Annotated in this window: 16 protein-coding genes; 1 reads left to right on the top strand and 15 read right to left on the bottom strand. The window is 30.6% G+C overall.

What is annotated here, in order from left to right; genetic code table 11:
* From sucD to ACKU3H_RS00550, 12 genes are all read right to left on the bottom strand, one after another.
* Window positions 1–870, bottom strand: a complete 870-nt coding sequence (gene sucD, locus ACKU3H_RS00605) for a succinate--CoA ligase subunit alpha (protein ID WP_320035037.1) — start codon at window positions 868–870, stop codon at window positions 1–3.
* Window positions 870–2,039 (bottom strand): ADP-forming succinate--CoA ligase subunit beta, encoded by a 1,170-nt coding sequence (gene sucC, locus ACKU3H_RS00600; protein ID WP_320035036.1) that lies wholly within the window; start codon window positions 2,037–2,039, stop codon window positions 870–872. The genes sucD and sucC overlap by 1 nt, the downstream gene beginning before the upstream one ends.
* A gap of 135 nt (window positions 2,040–2,174) precedes the next feature.
* Window positions 2,175–3,566, bottom strand: coding sequence for an aldehyde dehydrogenase family protein (locus ACKU3H_RS00595; protein WP_320035035.1), 1,392 nt, complete (start codon window positions 3,564–3,566; stop codon window positions 2,175–2,177).
* A gap of 27 nt (window positions 3,567–3,593) precedes the next feature.
* Window positions 3,594–4,112: a GNAT family N-acetyltransferase gene (locus ACKU3H_RS00590; protein ID WP_320035034.1), complete on the bottom strand. Its 519-nt coding sequence runs from the start codon at window positions 4,110–4,112 to the stop codon at window positions 3,594–3,596.
* Window positions 4,113–4,250: 138 nt separating this feature from the next.
* Complete coding sequence (locus tag ACKU3H_RS00585; protein WP_320035033.1) at window positions 4,251–4,691, bottom strand: universal stress protein; 441 nt, start codon at window positions 4,689–4,691, stop codon at window positions 4,251–4,253.
* A gap of 13 nt (window positions 4,692–4,704) precedes the next feature.
* Entirely contained in the window at window positions 4,705–6,030 is a 1,326-nt protein-coding gene (locus ACKU3H_RS00580) for a TRAP transporter large permease subunit (protein ID WP_320035032.1), read from the bottom strand.
* Window positions 6,020–6,562: a TRAP transporter small permease gene (locus ACKU3H_RS00575; protein WP_320035031.1), complete on the bottom strand. Its 543-nt coding sequence runs from the start codon at window positions 6,560–6,562 to the stop codon at window positions 6,020–6,022. The genes ACKU3H_RS00580 and ACKU3H_RS00575 overlap by 11 nt, the downstream gene beginning before the upstream one ends.
* Window positions 6,563–6,583: 21 nt before the next feature.
* Window positions 6,584–7,606, bottom strand: coding sequence for a TRAP transporter substrate-binding protein (locus tag ACKU3H_RS00570; RefSeq protein WP_320035030.1), 1,023 nt, complete (start codon window positions 7,604–7,606; stop codon window positions 6,584–6,586).
* Window positions 7,607–7,672: 66 nt separating this feature from the next.
* Entirely contained in the window at window positions 7,673–8,977 is a 1,305-nt protein-coding gene (gene gabT / locus ACKU3H_RS00565; RefSeq protein ID WP_320035029.1) for a 4-aminobutyrate--2-oxoglutarate transaminase, read from the bottom strand.
* A gap of 26 nt (window positions 8,978–9,003) precedes the next feature.
* Window positions 9,004–10,017, bottom strand: a complete 1,014-nt coding sequence (locus ACKU3H_RS00560; protein ID WP_320035028.1) for a TRAP transporter substrate-binding protein — start codon at window positions 10,015–10,017, stop codon at window positions 9,004–9,006.
* A gap of 264 nt (window positions 10,018–10,281) precedes the next feature.
* Window positions 10,282–12,753 carry a transporter substrate-binding domain-containing protein gene (locus ACKU3H_RS00555; protein ID WP_320035027.1) on the bottom strand — a complete coding sequence of 824 codons (2,472 nt, stop codon included), beginning with the start codon at window positions 12,751–12,753 and terminating at the stop codon, window positions 10,282–10,284.
* A 31-nt stretch (window positions 12,754–12,784) separates the two neighbouring features.
* Window positions 12,785–13,975 (bottom strand): hybrid sensor histidine kinase/response regulator, encoded by a 1,191-nt coding sequence (locus ACKU3H_RS00550; RefSeq protein WP_320035026.1) that lies wholly within the window; start codon window positions 13,973–13,975, stop codon window positions 12,785–12,787.
* 171 nt (window positions 13,976–14,146) lie between these two features.
* On the opposite strand from ACKU3H_RS00550, the gene ACKU3H_RS00545 reads away from it, so the two are divergent.
* Window positions 14,147–14,881, top strand: a complete 735-nt coding sequence (locus ACKU3H_RS00545) for a response regulator transcription factor (RefSeq protein ID WP_320035025.1) — start codon at window positions 14,147–14,149, stop codon at window positions 14,879–14,881.
* A gap of 48 nt (window positions 14,882–14,929) precedes the next feature.
* Here ACKU3H_RS00545 and ACKU3H_RS00540 read toward each other — a convergent pair whose 3' ends face one another.
* The 3 genes from ACKU3H_RS00540 to ACKU3H_RS00530 form a co-directional block, all read right to left on the bottom strand.
* Window positions 14,930–16,321: an aldehyde dehydrogenase family protein gene (locus tag ACKU3H_RS00540; protein WP_320035024.1), complete on the bottom strand. Its 1,392-nt coding sequence runs from the start codon at window positions 16,319–16,321 to the stop codon at window positions 14,930–14,932.
* A gap of 21 nt (window positions 16,322–16,342) precedes the next feature.
* A complete protein-coding gene (locus tag ACKU3H_RS00535; protein ID WP_320035023.1) occupies window positions 16,343–17,998 on the bottom strand; it encodes an acetolactate synthase large subunit in 1,656 nt (551 codons plus the stop codon).
* Between the two features lie 207 nt (window positions 17,999–18,205).
* A complete protein-coding gene (locus ACKU3H_RS00530; protein WP_320035022.1) occupies window positions 18,206–19,234 on the bottom strand; it encodes a hypothetical protein in 1,029 nt (342 codons plus the stop codon).
* Between the last annotated feature and the right edge of the window lie 64 nt (window positions 19,235–19,298).

The raw sequence follows: 19,298 nt of genomic DNA, 5'->3' as shown, positions 1-19,298 counted from the left end.
TTATGGATGTACCTCTTTTAGTGCATCTGCTATTGAAGTGATTGTTCTAACTGTACAAACTCCAGCTCTTTCAAGTGCTGAATATTTTTCCTGTGCAGTTCCTTTTCCCCCATCTATGATTGCTCCTGCGTGACCCATTCTTTTACCCTTAGGTGCAGTAACTCCTGCAATATAAGAAACAACAGGTTTTGTTACATGATGTTTGATAAATTCAGCAGCAGCTTCCTCTTTTGCCCCACCAATTTCACCAATCATAACGATAGCTTTTGTATCTTCATCCTCTTCAAACATTTTTAACATATCAATAAAGTCTGAACCAGGAACTGGATCTCCACCAATTCCTACACAAGTACTTTGTCCAAATCCTGCAAGAGTTGATTGGTTTACAGCTTCATAAGTTAATGTTCCTGATCTTGATACAATTCCAACACTTCCTGCCATATGAATTGATTCTGGCATAATTCCCATCTTACATTGGTCTGGTGTTATGATACCTGGGCAGTTTGGTCCTATTAGTCTTGAACCATTTAAATCAACAGCAGCTTTTACATCAAGCATATCAATAGTTGGAATACCTTCTGTTATACAAACAATAGTTTCAATACCATTTTCACTAGCTTCAATAATTGCATCTTTACAAAATGGAGCTGGAACATATATAATTGAAGCATTTGCTCCTGTTAATCTTTTTGCACACTCAACTGTATTGTAAATTGGTAAATCTAAATGTCTTTGACCTCGTTTACCTGGAACTACACCACTTACTACATTTGTTCCATATGCGATAGCTCTTTGTGTATGGAAACTTGCTTGTGCTCCTGTTAAACCTTGAACTAACACTTTCGTATTTTTATCAATTAAAATTGCCATTAGTTAGCTCCTTGTGTAAGTTCAATAATTTTTTGCGCTGCTTTATCTAAATCAGCTTCTTCGTAAACAGATACATCTGATTGTCTAATCAATTCTAATCCCTCTTTTGCATTTGTACCTTCAAGTCTTACAACAATTGGAATAGATAGATTCATCTTTCTAGCTGCTTCAATAATACCTGAAGCTATGATGTCACATCTTACAATACCACCAAAGATATTTACTAAAATACCATTTACTTTTTCATCTGATAAAATTATTTCAAAGGCTTCAATAACTCTTTTTTCATTTACACTTCCACCAACATCTAAGAAGTTAGCTGGCTCTCCACCATGTGTTTTGATTAAATCCATAGTTGCCATAGCTAAACCGGCACCATTTACCATACAAGCAATGTTTCCATCTAGGGTAACATAGTTTAAGTCTAGTTTTTCAGCTTTTAATTCTTTTGCATCTTCTTGAGTTTCATCTCTGATTTCATTAATTTTTGGCTGTCTGTAAAGTGCTGAGTTATCAACTACAACTTTCCCGTCAAGACATAAAATTGTTCCTTGCTTTGTAACAACAAGTGGATTTACTTCTATTAATGAAAGGTCATTTTTTACAAACATTTTATAAATTTTTTGCATCAAATCAATCATTTGTGCACTTAGAGTTTTATCTAAACCTAAGTCATCACAGATTTGTCTACATTGTGCTGGCATAATTCCAACAACTGGATTGATAGGATTTCTTAATATTTTTTCAGGAGTTTTTTCTGCAACCTCTTCAATCTCAACCCCACCTTCACTTGAAGTAATTATCATAATTCTTTGTGTTGTTCTATCTACAACAAATGCTAAATAGATTTCATCAATAATATCACAAGGTTGTTCAACATAAATAGAGTTTACAGGTTGTCCATCTTTATTTGTTTGGTAAGTAACTAAGTTACTTCCTAAAAGTCTTCTTACCTCTTCATTTGCTTCAGCTTTTGAGTCAACTACTACAACTCCTCCAGCTTTTCCTCTTCCTCCAGCGTGAACTTGGGCTTTAATTACCCATCTGTCTCCACCAAGTTTTCTTAATATATCATCAAGTTGAGAAGGATGAGTTAGCAGTTTACCTTTAGTAGTTGGTATATCATATTTTCTAAATAAATTTTTTGCTTGATACTCATGTAAGTTCATAGTTTTCCTAAATTATTTAATTGTTAAGTTTTGAATAGATGCTTATACCAAAATAATAATATAAGTGGGCTTAAGTTAAGTATAAGTATTACTAATAGAAGGGTGTAAAGGAGGGGATTCCTCCTTTACAAAGTATTATAAAACAGGAGACTTGATAACAAGAAGTTTTTCGTTAGTCATTTCTTCCATAGAGTCGTGAATACCACCAACACCAAGACCAGAAGCCTTAGCACCACCAAACGGCATCCAGTCAACTCTAAACGCAGTGTGGTCGTTAACCATTACAGTAGTACCGTTGATTCTCTTAACAGCTCTTAAAGCTTTGTCAATGTTCTTAGTGAATACAGCAGCTTGAAAAGAAACCTCTAAAGAGTTAGCTCTGTCAATAGCCTCTTCCATGTCAGAATAAGAATAAACACAAACAACAGGACCAAATACCTCTTTAGTAGAAACTAAAGCATCGTCAGCAGGATTTAAAAGAACAGTAGGCTCATAACAAGAATTAGAGATTCTCTTACCACCAGTTAAAACTTTAGCACCTTTCTCAACAGCTTCGTTAACCCACTCTTCAACTCTGTTAACTTCATTGTTGTTAATTAAAGGACCAACTTCAGTTTTAGGGTCTAATTGATTACCAACAACTAACTTAGAAGCATAATCAGAAAGCTTAGAAGCTACCTCGTCAACAATAGATTCGTGAACATAAACTCTTTGAACAGAAACACAAACTTGACCAGCATGGTAGAAACCACCTTTACCTAAATCAGGAATCATAGCATCAATATCCGCATCAGGCTCAACAATAACAGGAGCAACCCCACCATGCTCTAAAGCAACTCTAGTACCATTAGAAACTTTAGAATTTAAATACCAACCAACAGCACCAGAACCAATGAAAGTTAAGAAACTAACTTTAGGAGATGTAGCTAATAATTCCCCACCAGTTCTGTCACAAACAACAGCTTGAGCCCAACCTTTAGGAAGACCAGCTTCTTCTAAGATTTCTACTAATCTAATAGCAGACATAGGAGTTTGAGTTGCAGGTTTAATAACCACAGGACACCCAACAGCAATAGCAGGGATAACTTGGTGAATAGCTAAGTTAAAAGGGTGGTTAAAAGCAGAGATTGCAGCAACAACCCCAATAGGTTCTTTGAAAGTATAAGCCATTCTGTTAGCAGAAGAAGCAGTGTGACCCATAGCAACCTCTTTACCTTCTAATGAACCTAAAGCTTCAATTGCAAGCTTAACACCATTGATAGCTCTGTAAACTTCAACCTCAGAATCAATCCAAGGTTTACCACCTTCAGATGCACAAAGTCTAGTTAATTCTTCAACTTGTGAAGACATAATTTCAGCAACTTTTTCTAAGATAGCAACTCTTTTATACTTTGGTAAGTGGTTTTTATGATCTAAGAAAGTTGCATGTGCTAAATCTATAGCAGCTTGTACTTCTTCGTTTGTACTAAATGGAACTGTTCCTACTACGCTATCATCATATGGTGATGTTACTTCTATTGTACTCATTTTTATTTCCTTATTTTAAAATTTAATTTATAATTGATTTTCTTCAAATTCTTTTGCATTTAAAGATAAATTTTCAGGGCTCAATCTATAGATATCTAAACTCTCTACACACTTCGCTCCAAGATTTTCATAAAACTTTATTGCAGACTTATTCCAATCAAAACAAGCCCATTCTAAATATTCATAACCTTTATCCTTTGAATATTTTGAAAGATATTGAAATATATATTTTCCTAAACCTTTTCCTCGTACACAGTCATCTACAAAAAAGGCATCTATATAAAGTCCTTTTCTTCCTGTAAAGGCAGAATTTTTTTGATTAAAGTATACAAATGAAACAATCTCCTCCTCATAAATACCAAAAATAACTTCAGCCAAGTTTTCTTCTAAAATATTTTTAATACGTTCAGGTGTTGTTGTAATCACATTTTCCATATTTTGATATTTTGCAAGTTTTTTAATAAAAGTAACCACTAAATCTGCATCATTCGGTGTTGCTTTTTTTAAAATAAAATTTGAGTATGGAGTAGAGATTGAACTCTGCATTATATCATCCTTTTGTAAAGTAAGTTATATATTTAAATAAAGGGTAAATATATTGTGAATATTTAGAATTATTCACAAAAATTTTAAATTAGATAAAAAGAAAAGGAATTTTCCTTTAACTTCTTATCTATAGTTTATTTATTGATAATCAGTTAGTCTGATTACAAATACAGAGCAAGCAGCATGTCTCATAACTCGCTCTGAAGTACTACTTATAAAGTAGCTTCCAAGTCCTGGTTTTGTTGCCATCATAACAATAGCATCAGCTTTTATTCTTCTTGCTTCTTCAAGAATCTCTCTGTGAGCTGAACCATCTCTTATATTAAAAGTGATTTTATCTTCAGGTAAAGAGTGTTTCTTAGCAATCTTTTTTAATTCTATAAAAGCATCATGATTGTAATGTTTCTCATTTTCTTCATCAAGAATTGGATAAACAGAGCCATGAGCTCTGTTTTCATTTACATATAATAAAGATAATTTTCCCTCTTCATTATCTAAAACTTCTAATGCTCCAGCAAAAAGTTTTTCGTGATTGTCTATATAATCTAAATGCAATGGCACTAAAATATTTTTAAACATCTATTCTTCTCCTTTATCCCATAACTTTATTAGGTAGCCACAGAACAATTTCTGGGAAAATCATACAAATAATTAACACTGTTAGGTTAACTAAAATAAATGGTGTAACTGATTTATAAATTTCACCCATACCAACTTCTGGTGGTGCAATACCTTTTAAGTAAAACAATGCAAACCCATATGGAGGAGTTTGTACGGCAATTAAAATATTAATAATCATTAAAACACCAAACCAGATTGGATCATAACCTAAAGATACAGCAATAGGAGTAAATAAAGGTGCACACATTAATACAATAATAAATTCATCAATGATAAATCCAAGGAAAAGCATAATAAGTTGGAACATAATAATAATCATGATTGGAGGTAAATCTAAACCATGAGTAAAATCTGAAATCATACCTTGAATCCCCATAAGTAAGTGGAAGTTACTAAATACAGAAGCACCTAAAATAATCCACATAGCAACACTTACTAGAATACCAGTTTGTAGTCCAACTGTTCTCATCATTTCAAGTTTAAATCTTTTGAAAAATATTGCAAGTAAAATAGCTCCAGCAACACCTAATGCACCAGATTCTGTTGGAGTAGCAATACCACTGATGATACTTCCTAAAACAACAAAAATAAGACCAATAGATAAGAAACCATCTCTAAATACTCTAAGTTTTTCTTTCCCTTGAAGTTTTGGTAAACCAGGGTTGTTTTCACTTAATAATGGAGCATTTTCAGGTTTGATTTTTGAACTAATTATGATATATGTAATAAGTAAAATAACAGTTACAAGAGCAGGAACCATAGCTCCAAGGAACATTCTACCTACAGAGTTTTGAGTTGAAGCTGCAAACATAATCATTGGAATACTTGGTGGAATTAAAATACCCAAAGCACCACCAGCCATAATCGTACCAAGAGCAAGTCTTTTGTTGTATCCAGCATCAAGCATTGGTTTTAATGCAATACTTCCTGAACTCATAATACCTGCACCAATAATACCAACCATTGCACCAATCATAGAACAGATAAATACAACACTGATAGCTAATGAACCTCTAATTTTACCAATTAACATCTGGCTAGCTTTAAACATAGCATCACCAATACCTGAATGAGTTAATAATTGACCCATATAGATATATAATGGAATAGCTAATAAAATAAAACTGAAAAATGTAGCTTCAACAGTAGTTGGAATAACATTAAAAATTCCATCACCCCAAGTGAAATATCCTACCATCATAGCGATACCACCTAAAGCTAATCCAACAGGAGCACCTAGTGCAAAAAAGATTAAGATAAATAATAATAGTACACCAGTTAATAATTCAACACCCATCGTTAGACTCCTTTTCAATTAAAGGTAAACCAGTAAATAAATGGTAAGCTTCTTCAATAATATCTCTAATTAATTGTATTGCAAAAGTTACACTAGCAATACATAGCATTAACCAAAAATGCCACATAGGAGGTGCCCATTCACTTTGACGTCTATATCCAAATTCTAATGCTTCATTAAATTTAGTAATTGACATATAAAATACAATAACTAGGAAAAATATACCTAATGAGTAAGAGATTAAATTAAAGATATTTTTAACTTTAGGCGAAACTGATAAATAAAGAATATCCACATTAATATGAGATTTTTTCTGTTGAGCATAAGCTCCCCCTAAAGCAGCAATATATCCAAATAGAAACAAAGATAAATCGTATGCCCAAATTGTTGGAGCATCAAAAATATATCTAGCAACTACTTCATAAGCAACAATAAAAGCAAGGACGGGCATCAAATATGATGCCCCTTTCCCTAACCACATGACAACTGTATCAATTGTCTTGCAAAAAATTTGTAAGAATTTTTTAAACATGGTCTGACCTGTCAAAATTCATTACTTAGCTTGGTTTTTTAATACGTCAATAAGTTGTTTGCTGTATTTATCTTTAGCAGCATACTCATCCCAAAGACCAGCACCAGCTTGAGCCCAAGCTTTTTTGTCAGCAACAGATGGTTCTGGAGACCATTTTAAACCTTTAGCTTCCATTTGAGCAACAGCTTCTTTTTCCCATTTTTTAGACATAGTTAATTGAGCTTTTGCATGAGCTACAGTTGCATCATAAACACCTTTTTTCTGAGCATCAGTAAGTTTATTCCAAGCAGATCTATTTACAACGATTGGTAAAACTTGAGCACCAGCTAAAGGAAGTTTGTACATATATTTAGCAACTTCAACGTGATTACCATCTCTGTGGTCAATCATATTAGAACCAATAGAACCATCAATAACACCAGTAGCTAAACTAGTATAGATTTCACTCCACGCTAAAGAAACAGGAGAAGCACCTAAATTTCTTAAAAATTTACCATAAGCACCAGGAGCTCTAATTTTTAAACCTTGGAAATCAGCAACAGATTTGATAGGTTTTTTAGTGATAATATAAACTGGAGGTTGAATATAAGGCTCTAACCATACTAAACCTTGAGAACCATAAGCTTCTTTAAGGATTTTATCCCAACCTTTTTCATGGAAAAGTTTGTAAAGCTCATCAGTATCAGCAGTACCACCAGGTAAACCAATTTCAACAACACCAGCAGGTAATTCACCAGCATGCATAGATTGGAATGGCGCAGCCATAGTAATAAGACCAGATTTAGTAGCACCTAAAAGTCCAGAAGTACCTACACCTTCACCAGAAAATAATACTTGAACTTTGATTTCACCGTTAGTATTTTTTTCAATATCTTTTGCAAGTTGTTGATATAAATCACCGAATGCTGTTCCTCTACCATAAAGGTTTGAGAATCTCCAATTTTGAGCAGCTGTTGCTGTTTCAACAACTGACATTACACCTAATAGTACAACTAATGTAGTCATTACTATATTTCTTTTCATGTTAGTAAATAAATTTAACATAAGTATCCCTTTCTTTTGTTTTATTTCTTTCTCTAGCATTTTGTCTTTTTTAGTAAATTCTATATATTAGTTTTTTACTACGTTTTTAAATAATTCTTGGAATTTATCTAATCCCTCATTAGCAATCTCGTCACTTATTGTTAATGCAGGTAAAAATCTAATTACATTGCTGTTAAAACCACAAGATAATAGAATTAATCCATATTCTGTAGCTTTTGCAGTAAGTGCTTTAGTTAATTCAGCATTTGGTTTTTCAATATCACCATCTTTCATTAATTCTAAAGCAATCATAGCACCTTTATTTCTTACATCACAAATTAATTCTGGAAATTGATCTTTAAGTTCATTTAATCTTTTATTAAAGATATCACCAATTTGATTTGCTCTGTTAATTAAGTCTTCTTCTTCAATTATTTCTAATACAGCTAATCCAGCTGCACATCCAACTGGTGAACCACCATAAGTTCCACCAAGTCCACCAGGAATTGCAGAATCCATAATTTCAGCTTTACCAACAACACCAGATAATGGGTAACCACCAGCAATACCTTTAGCCATTGTCATTAAATCTGGTTCAATACCTGCATACTCGATATTGAACATTTTACCAGTTCTTGCAAATCCAGTTTGGATTTCGTCAATAATTAATACTATTCCATGTTCATCACAAATTCTTCTAAGCTCTTGTAATAGCTCTACTGGAGTTTGGTAAAAACCACCTTCACCTTGGATTGGCTCAATAATAATTGCTGCAACATCTTCAGGTAAAATATCTACTTTGAATAGATTTTTTAGTGCAGTTAAAGTATCTTTAACTGATGTACCATTGAATTGTGTTGGGTATGGTAAGTGATAAATCTCAGCTGGAAATGGTCCAAAACCTTTTTTATAAGGCATAGTTTTTCCAGTAAGAGCCATAGTCATATTAGTTCTACCATGGAAACCACCATTAAATGCGATAATACCTCTTCTTCCTGTGTGTGCTCTTGCGATTTTCACACAGTTTTCAACAGCTTCAGCACCAGTTGTAACAAAAATAGCTTTTTTCTCAGTTTCACCTGGAGCTACTTTAGTTAATTTTTCAGCTAGTTCAACACCTACTTCATATGGAGTAACTGTAAAACAAGTGTGGCTGAATTTTTCAATTTGAGTTTTAACTGCCTCAATGATTTTTGGATGACTATGTCCAGTATTACATACAGCAATACCTGTTCCAAAATCAATTAGTCTATTACCTTCAACATCCCAAACTTCAGAGTTTTTAGCCTCTTTAATATATACAGGGTAAGCATTACCTTGACCTCTAGCGAAAGCCTTGTTTTTTCTTTCTTGTAAGTTTTGATTGCTTACCACTTGAACATTTTTATTCATTCTTTAACCTCTTGTAAATTAATAAATTATTTAGCTTGGTTTTTTAATACGTCAATAAGTTGTTTGCTGTATTTATCTTTAGCAGCATACTCATCCCAAAGACCAGCACCAGCTTGAGCCCAAGCTTTTTTGTCAGCTTCAGAAGGTTCTGGAGACCATTTTAAACCTTTAGCTTCCATTTGAGCAACAGCTTCTTTTTCCCATTTTTTAGACATAGTTAATTGAGCTTTTGCATGAGCTACAGTTGCATCATAAACACCTTTTTTCTGAGCATCAGTAAGTTTATTCCAAGCAGATCTATTTACAACGATTGGTAAAACTTGAGCACCAGCTAAAGGAAGTTTGTACATATATTTAGCAACTTCAACGTGATTACCATCTCTGTGGTCAATCATATTAGAACCAATAGAACCATCAATAACACCAGTAGCTAAACTAGTATAGATTTCACTCCACGCTAAAGAAACAGGAGAAGCACCTAAATTTCTTAAAAATTTACCATAAGCACCAGGAGCTCTAATTTTTAAACCTTGGAAATCAGCAACAGATTTGATAGGTTTTTTAGTGATAATATAAACTGGAGGTTGAATATAAGGCTCTAACCATACTAAACCTTGAGAACCATAAGCTTCTTTAAGGATTTTATCCCAACCTTTTTCATGGAAAAGTTTGTAAAGCTCATCAGTATCAGCAGTACCACCAGGTAAACCAATTTCAACAACACCAGCAGGTAATTCACCAGCATGCATAGATTGGAATGGCGCAGCCATAGTAATAAGACCAGATTTAGTAGCACCTAAAAGTCCAGAAGTACCTACACCTTCACCAGAAAATAATACTTGAACTTTGATTTCACCGTTAGTATTTTTTTCAATATCTTTAGCAAGTTGTTGATATAAATCACCAAATGCTGTTCCTCTACCATAAAGGTTTGAGAATCTCCAATTTTGAGCAGCTGTTGCTGTTTCAACAACTGACATTACACCTAATAGTACAACTAATGTAGTCATTACTATATTTCTTTTCATGTTAGTAAACATAGTTATCCCTTCCCGTTTTAATTTGACCATTTGTAAATAGTTTTTACCTAATCTATTCATATCATACCTGTTTACACAGCTAAAGATAATGAGTGGCAAGTAAAATATGAATATTTCAGATAATTTAATTATTACTGAAAAGAGTAGTGAAAAAGTAACCATCTATTATGTTTTTTTATATATATAAAATTAAAAAAATAGATGTGTAAAATAGGAAACAAAACTGTAAAACTTATCAATATCCTTAGAGTATTTATAAGATTTTTAGTTTATAGGTATATAAATAGAGAATTGTACTCCTTGATTAATATTCTTAACACTTAATTGACCTTTCATATTTTGTTCAATAATGATTTTACTCATATATAAACCAAGACCTGTACCGTTATAACTGTCTTTTGTTGTAAAATATGGTTCAAATACTTTATTAATGATTGACTCACTAATACCTCCGGCATTATCTGAAATCATAATTTTTATATGTGTTTGTATAAGCTTAGTTTTTATAACAATTAAAGGGTTATCAATATTTTTTTCCAAAAATGAATCTTTTGAGTTAGTTATAATATTTAGTAATACTTGAGATAGTTCACTTTCAAATCCATAAATAGTTACATCATCAGCGATTTGATTTTCTATTTTTATACTATTACTTTTAAAACTGTCATCTATTAAAAAAATTGTTTGTTGAATAGCATCTTTTATTGAAAATGCTTTTTTCTCTTTATTTGGTTTAAAAAAGTTTCTGAAATCATCTATTGTTTTTGACATTTTTTCTGTTAAGGCATTACTTAATGTCATTTGTTTATCAAGGTACTCTTTATTCAGTTTATCCAAAGAGTAACGAAGATGAATATTTTGAATAATAGTACTAAGTGCACTTAGTGGTTGTCTCCACTGGTGTGCAATCATACTAATCATCTCTCCCATCTCTGCTAGTTTTGATTGTTGGATTAGAAGCTGTTCTTGTTTTTTTCTATTGTCAATCTCTTTTTTTATTCTTATATCAAGGGTATTATTTAGATGTTCAAGTTCTGAGGTTTTTAGTTTTAATTCTCTATTTGATAGTTCAAGTTCTTGAGTTCTTACTTGTACTTTTTTTTCTAGAGTACTATTTAGCATCTCTATCTCTTCTTTTACTTTTGTTAGTTTTCTAATATATCTTCTTTGAAGTATATATGTATATAAAATCAGTAATAGTATAAAGAAAAGAAAAGTTATGATACTCCAAAACAATTTGTAATCTATACTTTTTTCATATTTTATCGTTACCCATTTATTAATAATTCGCTGTTTTGTTTCATCACTTATTGAGTCTACAATTTTTTCAAAAATATTTAAAAGCATTGGGTCGTCATTTCTAACTCCCACAGATAGATGCCATTGCTCATCAAATTTACCTGCTATTTGTAAGCTTCCATAAAACTCTTCTTGGAAAGCATAAGCTACATTAAGATGAGTAGTAACTTGACCAAATATTTGACCCCTTTCTACTCTTTTTAGACCATCTCTTAAGTGATCCACATCAACAACTTCCAAATTAGGATATTTTCTTCTTATTATTTCATTATAAGCAAAGTTTTTTTGAATACCAATTTTTTTACCCTTTAATGCACTTAAATCACTAATAAAACTTACATTTCTTTTTGTAACTAAAACTAATGGAGCAGTTACATAAGGCTTTGTAAAGTTCATATATCCACGTCTTGATTGGATATCCATTACAAAAGATAGAATATCGCATCTTCTACTTTTCATAAACTCCAAAGTTTGAGTCCAATCTTTAGATTCTACAAGCTTTAAAGGAATACCTATTTTTTTCTCAAAGTCTTGCATATAATCAGCAACTATACCAATATGTTTATGATTTTCTATTTTTTCATAAGGCATCCAGTCTGGATCTACACATAAATTGATATGTGTTTTTTTATCTAAATAATTAATCTCTTCTTTTGTAAATATTATTGGTAGATCTGCTAAATCTTTTAAAAACCATTTATCAAATAGTTCTTTTTCCTCTTTTATAGAAATAGAATTTAAGCCTTTTTCTAAAATTGATTGTAGATGAGTTTTATTTTTACTTGTAAAAATAAATAGTTTTGAGGGTTCAAAACTTATAGAAGGTATAGCTTTTAAATCAATTATTAGATTGTTTTCAAGATATTCTTGAATAATAATTGGTGAAGCAATTAATGCATCAACTTCCCCAGCTAAAAGCTTTTGAACTGACTCTTTCATATTATTAGTTCTTTCCACTTTTATATTAGAAAGTTGCTCTTTTAGATTAGGAATAGTTCCCAATTGGTTAACAATAGCAACTTTTTTATTGATTAAATCTTTAAAAGAGTTGATTTTATTATCTTCTTTTCTAACAAATAAAATTCTTTTTATTTGTAAAATCTCAGAAGAGTATACACCTAAATTATTTTCAACACTGTCATTATTAATCATTGGTGCTAAATCTATTTTTTCTTCTTTAATAGCTAGTGGAATTTCAGCTTGTTTTACTTTTACAGCAGTTGTTTTGATATTGTATTTTTTTATTATGAGTTTTAATATATCACTTATGAAACCATCAATTTTATTGTCTTTGTTTACATAAGTTAAAGGGTATAATTCAGATACACCTATTTTAACTTCATTTTTCTCTAACCATATTTTTTCTTCTTCTGTAAGCTCAGAAGAATCCGCAAAAAGGATATTAAAAAAAATAAAAATAAGAAAAATAAACCTCAAACAAAGACTCCAAAATATTTTAATAATTATATCACACAGATTCCAAGATTATAGAAAAAGTAACTCCATCATTTGTATTGCTTGCGCATATTTTACCATTGTGGTTTTTTTCTATAATGATTTTTGACATATAAAGACCAATACCTGTTCCATTTTTTTCTTTTTTAGTAGAGAAATATGGTTCAAAAATAAAATCTATATTTTCTTTTTCTATTCCGCCACCGTTGTCATAGATTTCTACTTTAATTCCAGTATCTAAATCTTCAGTTTTAACTTCGATTTTTGCATTATTTATATTTTTTTCTAAAAATTTATCTTGGGCATTTTTTAGTAGGTTAATGATTACATGAATTATCTCATTTTCATAAATATTGATTTTCTTTTCACTTTTAAAATCAAGTATTACTTCTATATTATTTGTTTGTAAATCTTTTTCTATAATTTTTAAAGCATTTTTTATAGGTTTTTCTATATTTTCTAAAACTAAAATTTTATCTGTTTTATAAAAGTTTCTAAAATCATCTATTGTTGTAGTTAGATTTTGTACATAAAACTCTATTTCATCTAGTTTATTAGTGAAAAATTCAGCTTGTTCATCTCTTCCTTGTTTTGTTTCTAAATCAAATTTTCCTGATAAGAGTTTATATTTAAGATTAAATGATGCTGTTCCAATTGAAGCTAAAGGTTGTCTCCATTGGTGAGCTATCATACTAATCATCTCTCCCATTGCAGCAAATCTTGATTGAGCCTCCATAACTTTTTGTTTCTCTTCATTTTTTTGTATTTCTATTTCAAGTTTTTTGTTTTTTTCTATTAACTTTTCTCTTAATACTTTTGGTTCAATTGCTTTTATCAAAGATTCTTCTAGTTTATAAATATCAATAGGTTTTAGTACATAAGCACTTATGTTTAATTCAATTGATTGCATTAGATATGTTGTTTCTTGGTGGGCAGTTGTAATAATTATTGGAATATCTTTATCTATTTCTCTAATTTTTTTAATCATCTCCAAACCATCTAGTTTTGGCATTTTAATATCTGTTAAAATTAGGTCAATTTTTTTATCACTAGATTCAAAAATTGATAAACCCTCTTGACCATTTTGTGCACATATTACATCTATTTCAAAAAGATTTAGAGTTTCTGTAATACCTTTTTGGATAATTGATTCATCTTCAGCATAAAGTACTGTTATATTTTCTAAAATTTTGTTATTTATCATAATATCTCTTTCGGCGTTTTGAATAGTATATCACTAAATAGTAGTCAAATAATATTACCAACTAGTATATAATTGAATATATGATTATAATATTTATATGCTTTCATTGCATATTTAAAGTCTTAAAATGATAATATAATACTCTTTAAACACCCATGTAAAAGGAATTTAATGGACTATGGTTTATTAAAAAAATATACTAGAGATATAAATATACTTTTTGTAGAAGATGATATTGATTTTAGAAAAGAGTTTTCTGAATTACTCCAAGATATTTTTCCAAAAGTTACTACAGCTGTTGATGGGTTAGATGCACTTAAAAAGTATGAAGAGTATAATAAAAATACTGGAAAATACTACGACTTAATAATTTCAGATATAAAAATGCCAAACTTTGATGGGGTTCAGTTGGTTGACTCTATATATAAAATCAATGAAAAACAATTAGTAATAATCCTTTCTGCTAGAAATGAATTTGAATACTTATTACCATTAGTAAATTTAGGAATTCATCAATTTTTTACAAAGCCAATTGATTATAACTACTTCTTAGAAGATATTTTTAAATTATGTAATCAAATTTACCATGCAAATTTAAATAAAGATGACACTATTTTAAAAATAAATGAATCTTTAATATGGGATAAAAATAAAAAGAAATTGATTCAAGATGGTGAAGCTATAGATTTAACTAAAAATGAGATTCGTTTTGTTAATACTATTTTAAATAATAATGGAAAAATATGTACAGTAGATGAACTTATAAATATAATTTGGTATGAAGAGTTTGATTTAAATCCAGATATTTCCCACTTAAAAAGTTTAATTTATAGATTAAGAAAAAAAGTTCCGGGATTACATATTAAAAATATATATGGGATGGGATATACCCACGAAATAAAATAGAATAAAAAAGAAAATTAGTGAAGAGATAAACTCTTCACTAATAAAGTATTATAAAACAGGAGACTTGATAACAAGAAGTTTTTCGTTAGTCATTTCTTCCATAGAGTCGTGAATACCACCAACACCAAGACCAGAAGCCTTAGCACCACCAAATGGCATCCAGTCAACTCTAAATGCAGTGTGGTCGTTAACCATTACAGTAGTACCGTTGATTCTCTTAACAGCTCTTAAAGCTTTGTCAATGTTCTTAGTAAATACAGCAGCTTGGAAAGAAACCTCTAAAGAGTTAGCTCTGTCAATAGCCTCTTCCATGTCAGAATAAGAATAAACACAAACAACAGGACCAAATACCTCTTTAGTAGAAACTAAAGCATCGTCAGCAGGATTTAAAAGAACAGTAGGCTCATAACAAGAATTAGAGATTCTCTTACCACCAGTTAAAACTTTAGCACCTTTCTCAACAGCTTCGTTAACCCACTCTTCAACTCTGTTAACTTCATTGTTGTTAATTAAAGGACCAACTTCAGTTTTAGGGTCTAATTGATTACCAACAACTAACTTAGAAGCATAATCAGAAAGCTTAGAAGCTACCTCGTCAACAATAGATTCGTGAACATAAACTCTTTGAACAGAAACACAAACTTGACCAGCATGGTAGAAACCACCTTTACCTAAATCAGGAATCATAGCATCAATATCCGCATCAGGCTCAACAATAACAGGAGCAACCCCACCATGCTCTAAAGCAACTCTAGTACCATTAGAAACTTTAGAATTTAAATACCAACCAACAGCACCAGAACCAATGAAAGTTAAGAAACTAACTTTAGGAGATGTAGCTAATAATTCCCCACCAGTTCTGTCACAAACAACAGCTTGAGCCCAACCTTTAGGAAGACCAGCTTCTTCTAAGATTTCTACTAATCTAATAGCAGACATAGGAGTTTGAGTTGCAGGTTTAATAACCACAGGACACCCAACAGCAATAGCAGGGATAACTTGGTGAATAGCTAAGTTAAAAGGGTGGTTAAAAGCAGAGATTGCAGCAACAACCCCAATAGGTTCTTTGAAAGTATAAGCCATTCTGTTAGCAGAAGAAGCAGTGTGACCCATAGCAACCTCTTTACCTTCTAATGAACCTAAAGCTTCAATTGCAAGCTTAACACCATTGATAGCTCTGTAAACTTCAACCTCAGAATCAATCCAAGGTTTACCACCTTCAGATGCACAAAGTTTAGTTAATTCTTCAACTTGTGAAGACATAATTTCAGCAACTTTTTCTAAGATAGCAACTCTTTTATACTTTGGTAAGTGGTTTTTATGATCTAAGAAAGTTGCATGTGCTAAATCTATAGCAGCTTGTACTTCTTCGTTTGTACTAAATGGAACTGTTCCTACTACGCTATCATCATATGGTGATGTTACTTCTATTGTACTCATTTTATTCATTCTCCTTAAAAATTATAATATACACTCTTTTTTAGCTAATAACTCATTTAAAATCGAGTGATTTAATGAGTAATCTACAGCAAGGTCAATTAAGTGCACACCTTTTCCATTAACACATTTTTCTAAAACTTCTTCAAACTCTTCACAAGATTGTGGTCTATAACCTTTTGCTCCAAATGACTCAGCAAATTTAACAAAATCAGGGTTTTGTAAATCAAGTCCAAAGTTTTCAAATCCCATACCAGCTTGTTTCCATTTAATCATACCATATGAGTTGTCATTTAAGATAATAACTGTTAAATCAAGTCCTAGTCTAACTGCTGTCTCCATCTCTTGATCATTCATCATGAATCCACCGTCACCACACACTGCAACAACTTTTGAATCTGGGTTAACCATTTTTGCTGCCATACCAGATGGAAGTCCTGCTCCCATTGTTGCTAATGCATTATCTAATAACAATGTATTAGGCTTAGCACATCTGTAGTTTCTTGCAAACCAGATTTTGTAAACACCATTATCAAGTGTTACAATGTCATCGTCACTTGTTAATGTTTGTCTGATTGTTCTAACTGCTCTTTGTGGTAAGATTGGGAATCTTGTATCACCAAAGTATTTAGAAAGTCTAGTTCTAATCTCGTCTGCTAATCTTGCATAGTATTCAAAATCCCAATGATCTTGTTTAGAGATATTATTAGTGATTTTTTCCATACTTGTTGCAATATCTCCTACAACGTCTAATTGTGGGAAATAAGTATCATCAACTTCAGATGGGAAGAAGTTTACATGAATAACTTTTGTTGAATCTTTTTCATTTTCCATAAAGAATGGTGGTTTTTCAATTACATCGTGACCAACATTGATGATTAAATCTGATCTTTCAATTGCGCAGTGAATAAAGTCATCTTTAGATAATGCAGCAGTTGATAAACATAATTTGTGGTTCTCATCAACAACACCTTTACCCATTTGAGTAGAGAAGAATGGAATACCAGTTTCATTAACGAAATCAGTTAAAGCTGTAGAAATATCATCTCTGTTTGCAGCATTACCAATACATAATAATGGTCTTTTAGCTTTTTCAATCATCTTAACTGCATCAGAAATTGATTTTTTATGTGCTGTTGGATATTCAAATGATTGTACTGGATAGATGTTATCTTCTACATCTTCTTCAGCTGAAATATCTTCAGGGAACTCAATATGAACAGCACCTGGTCTTTCAGTTGTAGCAATTTTAAATGCTTCTCTAATCATAGATGGTACATTATTACCATTTACAACAACTTTCGCATATTTTGTTAATGGTTTCATCATACCAACAACATCAATAATCTGAAATCTTCCTTGTTTTGATTTTTTAATTGGTTTTTGACCTGTAATCATCATCATTGGCATAGCACCTAATTGTGCATAAGCAGCAGCTGTTGTAAAGTTAGTAGCTCCTGGCCCTAGAGTTGATACACAAACACCAACTTTTCCTGTTAATCTACCATAAGTTGCAGCCATAAAACCTGCACCTTGCTCATGTCTTGTTAAAATTAGTTTGATTTTGTCTGATTTTCTAAGAGCTTCTAGTAAGTCTAGATTTTCTTCCCCTGGAATACCAAAAATATATTCAACACCTTCATTTTCTAACGCTTTAATAAATAAATCTGACGCGTTCATTATGTCTCCATTATGTAAATTATTTTATATCAAGGATTTTCACACATTTTGTTTTAAATTGATGTTAAGTATCACAATTATGTTACCACTTTATATCTTTTTTGTAACAAATGCGAATATTCGACACAGTCGCTATTATATTATTATATTTTGTTTAAATTATTTACTTAAAATATATTTATAATATTAAAAAAATATATATAATATCTAGTTTTTTTTGAGTATATCTAATCTTGGTATAGTGCAGTTTTTAGCGACTATTGTATAGATATTATTATCATATCTTAATGATAAATAAGACTCTTCTTCTTCCGGATTTTTTATAATCCAAACATTTGTTCTGTCAAATACAATTTCACAAAAATTAAATTTCTTACATTGAGAATATAACTCTTTTTTTAAAGATTCAAATGAGATATTCTTAAAATTTTTTATTTCAATTTTTTGAAAATTTTTATCAGAAGATTCAATAACCTCATTTGGCTTTTCATTATGTTCTTTTTTTATCTCTGTAAATAGCATATTGTAAATATATTTGTAAACACTAGATATAACACTAATTGTAAATATCATAATAAATATATTTAAAAAAGAGTATAAAATTGAAAAATATTCACTTACAACTTTTACTAAAAATCCTATTGCTAAGTTATATACAAATGCTACACTAAAAGAAAATATTGCAGGAAAAACAACTATCATAATAAATGTTAGAAGCTTGTATCTTTTTGTTATATTCCAACTCTCTTTAAAACTCATATTATTATCACAGGCAAGAGCAGGAAATACAAGTGAAAGTCTGCTACTAATTATAACAGCTACACCTATAGCTATATATATTCCTACAGTAGGTATAAAAGAAAGTAAGAAAGTAGGTATTGCTAATATAAAACATAATTGTATTGATTTAAATAAAAATTTAAATTCTCTTTTTCCTAAAATTGCTGAACCAAAATTTGATACAGAGTTATTTCCTAATATTGAAACTCTATGAGTTGTAATTGCTATTGATATGTTAATCATCATCAGTAAGAATAATAATAAAAAAATTATTGCTAACTGATTTAAATCAAAGTTTCCATTTTTTATATTAGAGATTGCATTATCATTTATAAAATTTGTATAAAAATATTCTATTAGAACTAATAAAAAAATTGGTATTAAAAGTTTTTGAAATAGTTTGTCAAAATTTTTGAATATTGAATCAAAAGTTGAAACAAGTATTTTCTCATACATAACTTAATCCTTAATATATAATTCCTAAAATTATATATAATAAAGAATTAAATTATATTTAAGT

The organism is Halarcobacter sp. (genome assembly GCF_963675975.1).
GTDB lineage: Bacteria > Campylobacterota > Campylobacteria > Campylobacterales > Arcobacteraceae > Halarcobacter.
The sequence above is the reverse complement of the archived record's forward strand: the minus strand, read 5'-3'. Positions and strand labels throughout refer to the sequence as shown.

Bases quoted from the DNA above. Each gene is read 5' to 3' on its own strand.
- sucD (WP_320035037.1), bottom strand. From the start codon at position 870: ATGGCAATTTTAATTGATAAAAATACGAAAGTGTTAGTTCAAGGTTTA.
- sucC (WP_320035036.1), bottom strand. From the start codon at position 2,039: ATGAACTTACATGAGTATCAAGCAAAAAATTTATTTAGAAAATATGAT.
- ACKU3H_RS00595 (WP_320035035.1), bottom strand. From the start codon at position 3,566: ATGAGTACAATAGAAGTAACATCACCATATGATGATAGCGTAGTAGGA.
- ACKU3H_RS00590 (WP_320035034.1), bottom strand. From the start codon at position 4,112: ATGCAGAGTTCAATCTCTACTCCATACTCAAATTTTATTTTAAAAAAA.
- ACKU3H_RS00585 (WP_320035033.1), bottom strand. From the start codon at position 4,691: ATGTTTAAAAATATTTTAGTGCCATTGCATTTAGATTATATAGACAAT.
- ACKU3H_RS00580 (WP_320035032.1), bottom strand. From the start codon at position 6,030: ATGGGTGTTGAATTATTAACTGGTGTACTATTATTATTTATCTTAATC.
- ACKU3H_RS00575 (WP_320035031.1), bottom strand. From the start codon at position 6,562: ATGTTTAAAAAATTCTTACAAATTTTTTGCAAGACAATTGATACAGTT.
- ACKU3H_RS00570 (WP_320035030.1), bottom strand. From the start codon at position 7,606: ATGTTAAATTTATTTACTAACATGAAAAGAAATATAGTAATGACTACA.
- gabT (WP_320035029.1), bottom strand. From the start codon at position 8,977: ATGAATAAAAATGTTCAAGTGGTAAGCAATCAAAACTTACAAGAAAGA.
- ACKU3H_RS00560 (WP_320035028.1), bottom strand. From the start codon at position 10,017: ATGTTTACTAACATGAAAAGAAATATAGTAATGACTACATTAGTTGTA.
- ACKU3H_RS00550 (WP_320035026.1), bottom strand. From the start codon at position 13,975: ATGATAAATAACAAAATTTTAGAAAATATAACAGTACTTTATGCTGAA.
- ACKU3H_RS00545 (WP_320035025.1), top strand. From the start codon at position 14,147: ATGGACTATGGTTTATTAAAAAAATATACTAGAGATATAAATATACTT.
- ACKU3H_RS00540 (WP_320035024.1), bottom strand. From the start codon at position 16,321: ATGAGTACAATAGAAGTAACATCACCATATGATGATAGCGTAGTAGGA.
- ACKU3H_RS00535 (WP_320035023.1), bottom strand. From the start codon at position 17,998: ATGAACGCGTCAGATTTATTTATTAAAGCGTTAGAAAATGAAGGTGTT.
- ACKU3H_RS00530 (WP_320035022.1), bottom strand. From the start codon at position 19,234: ATGTATGAGAAAATACTTGTTTCAACTTTTGATTCAATATTCAAAAAT.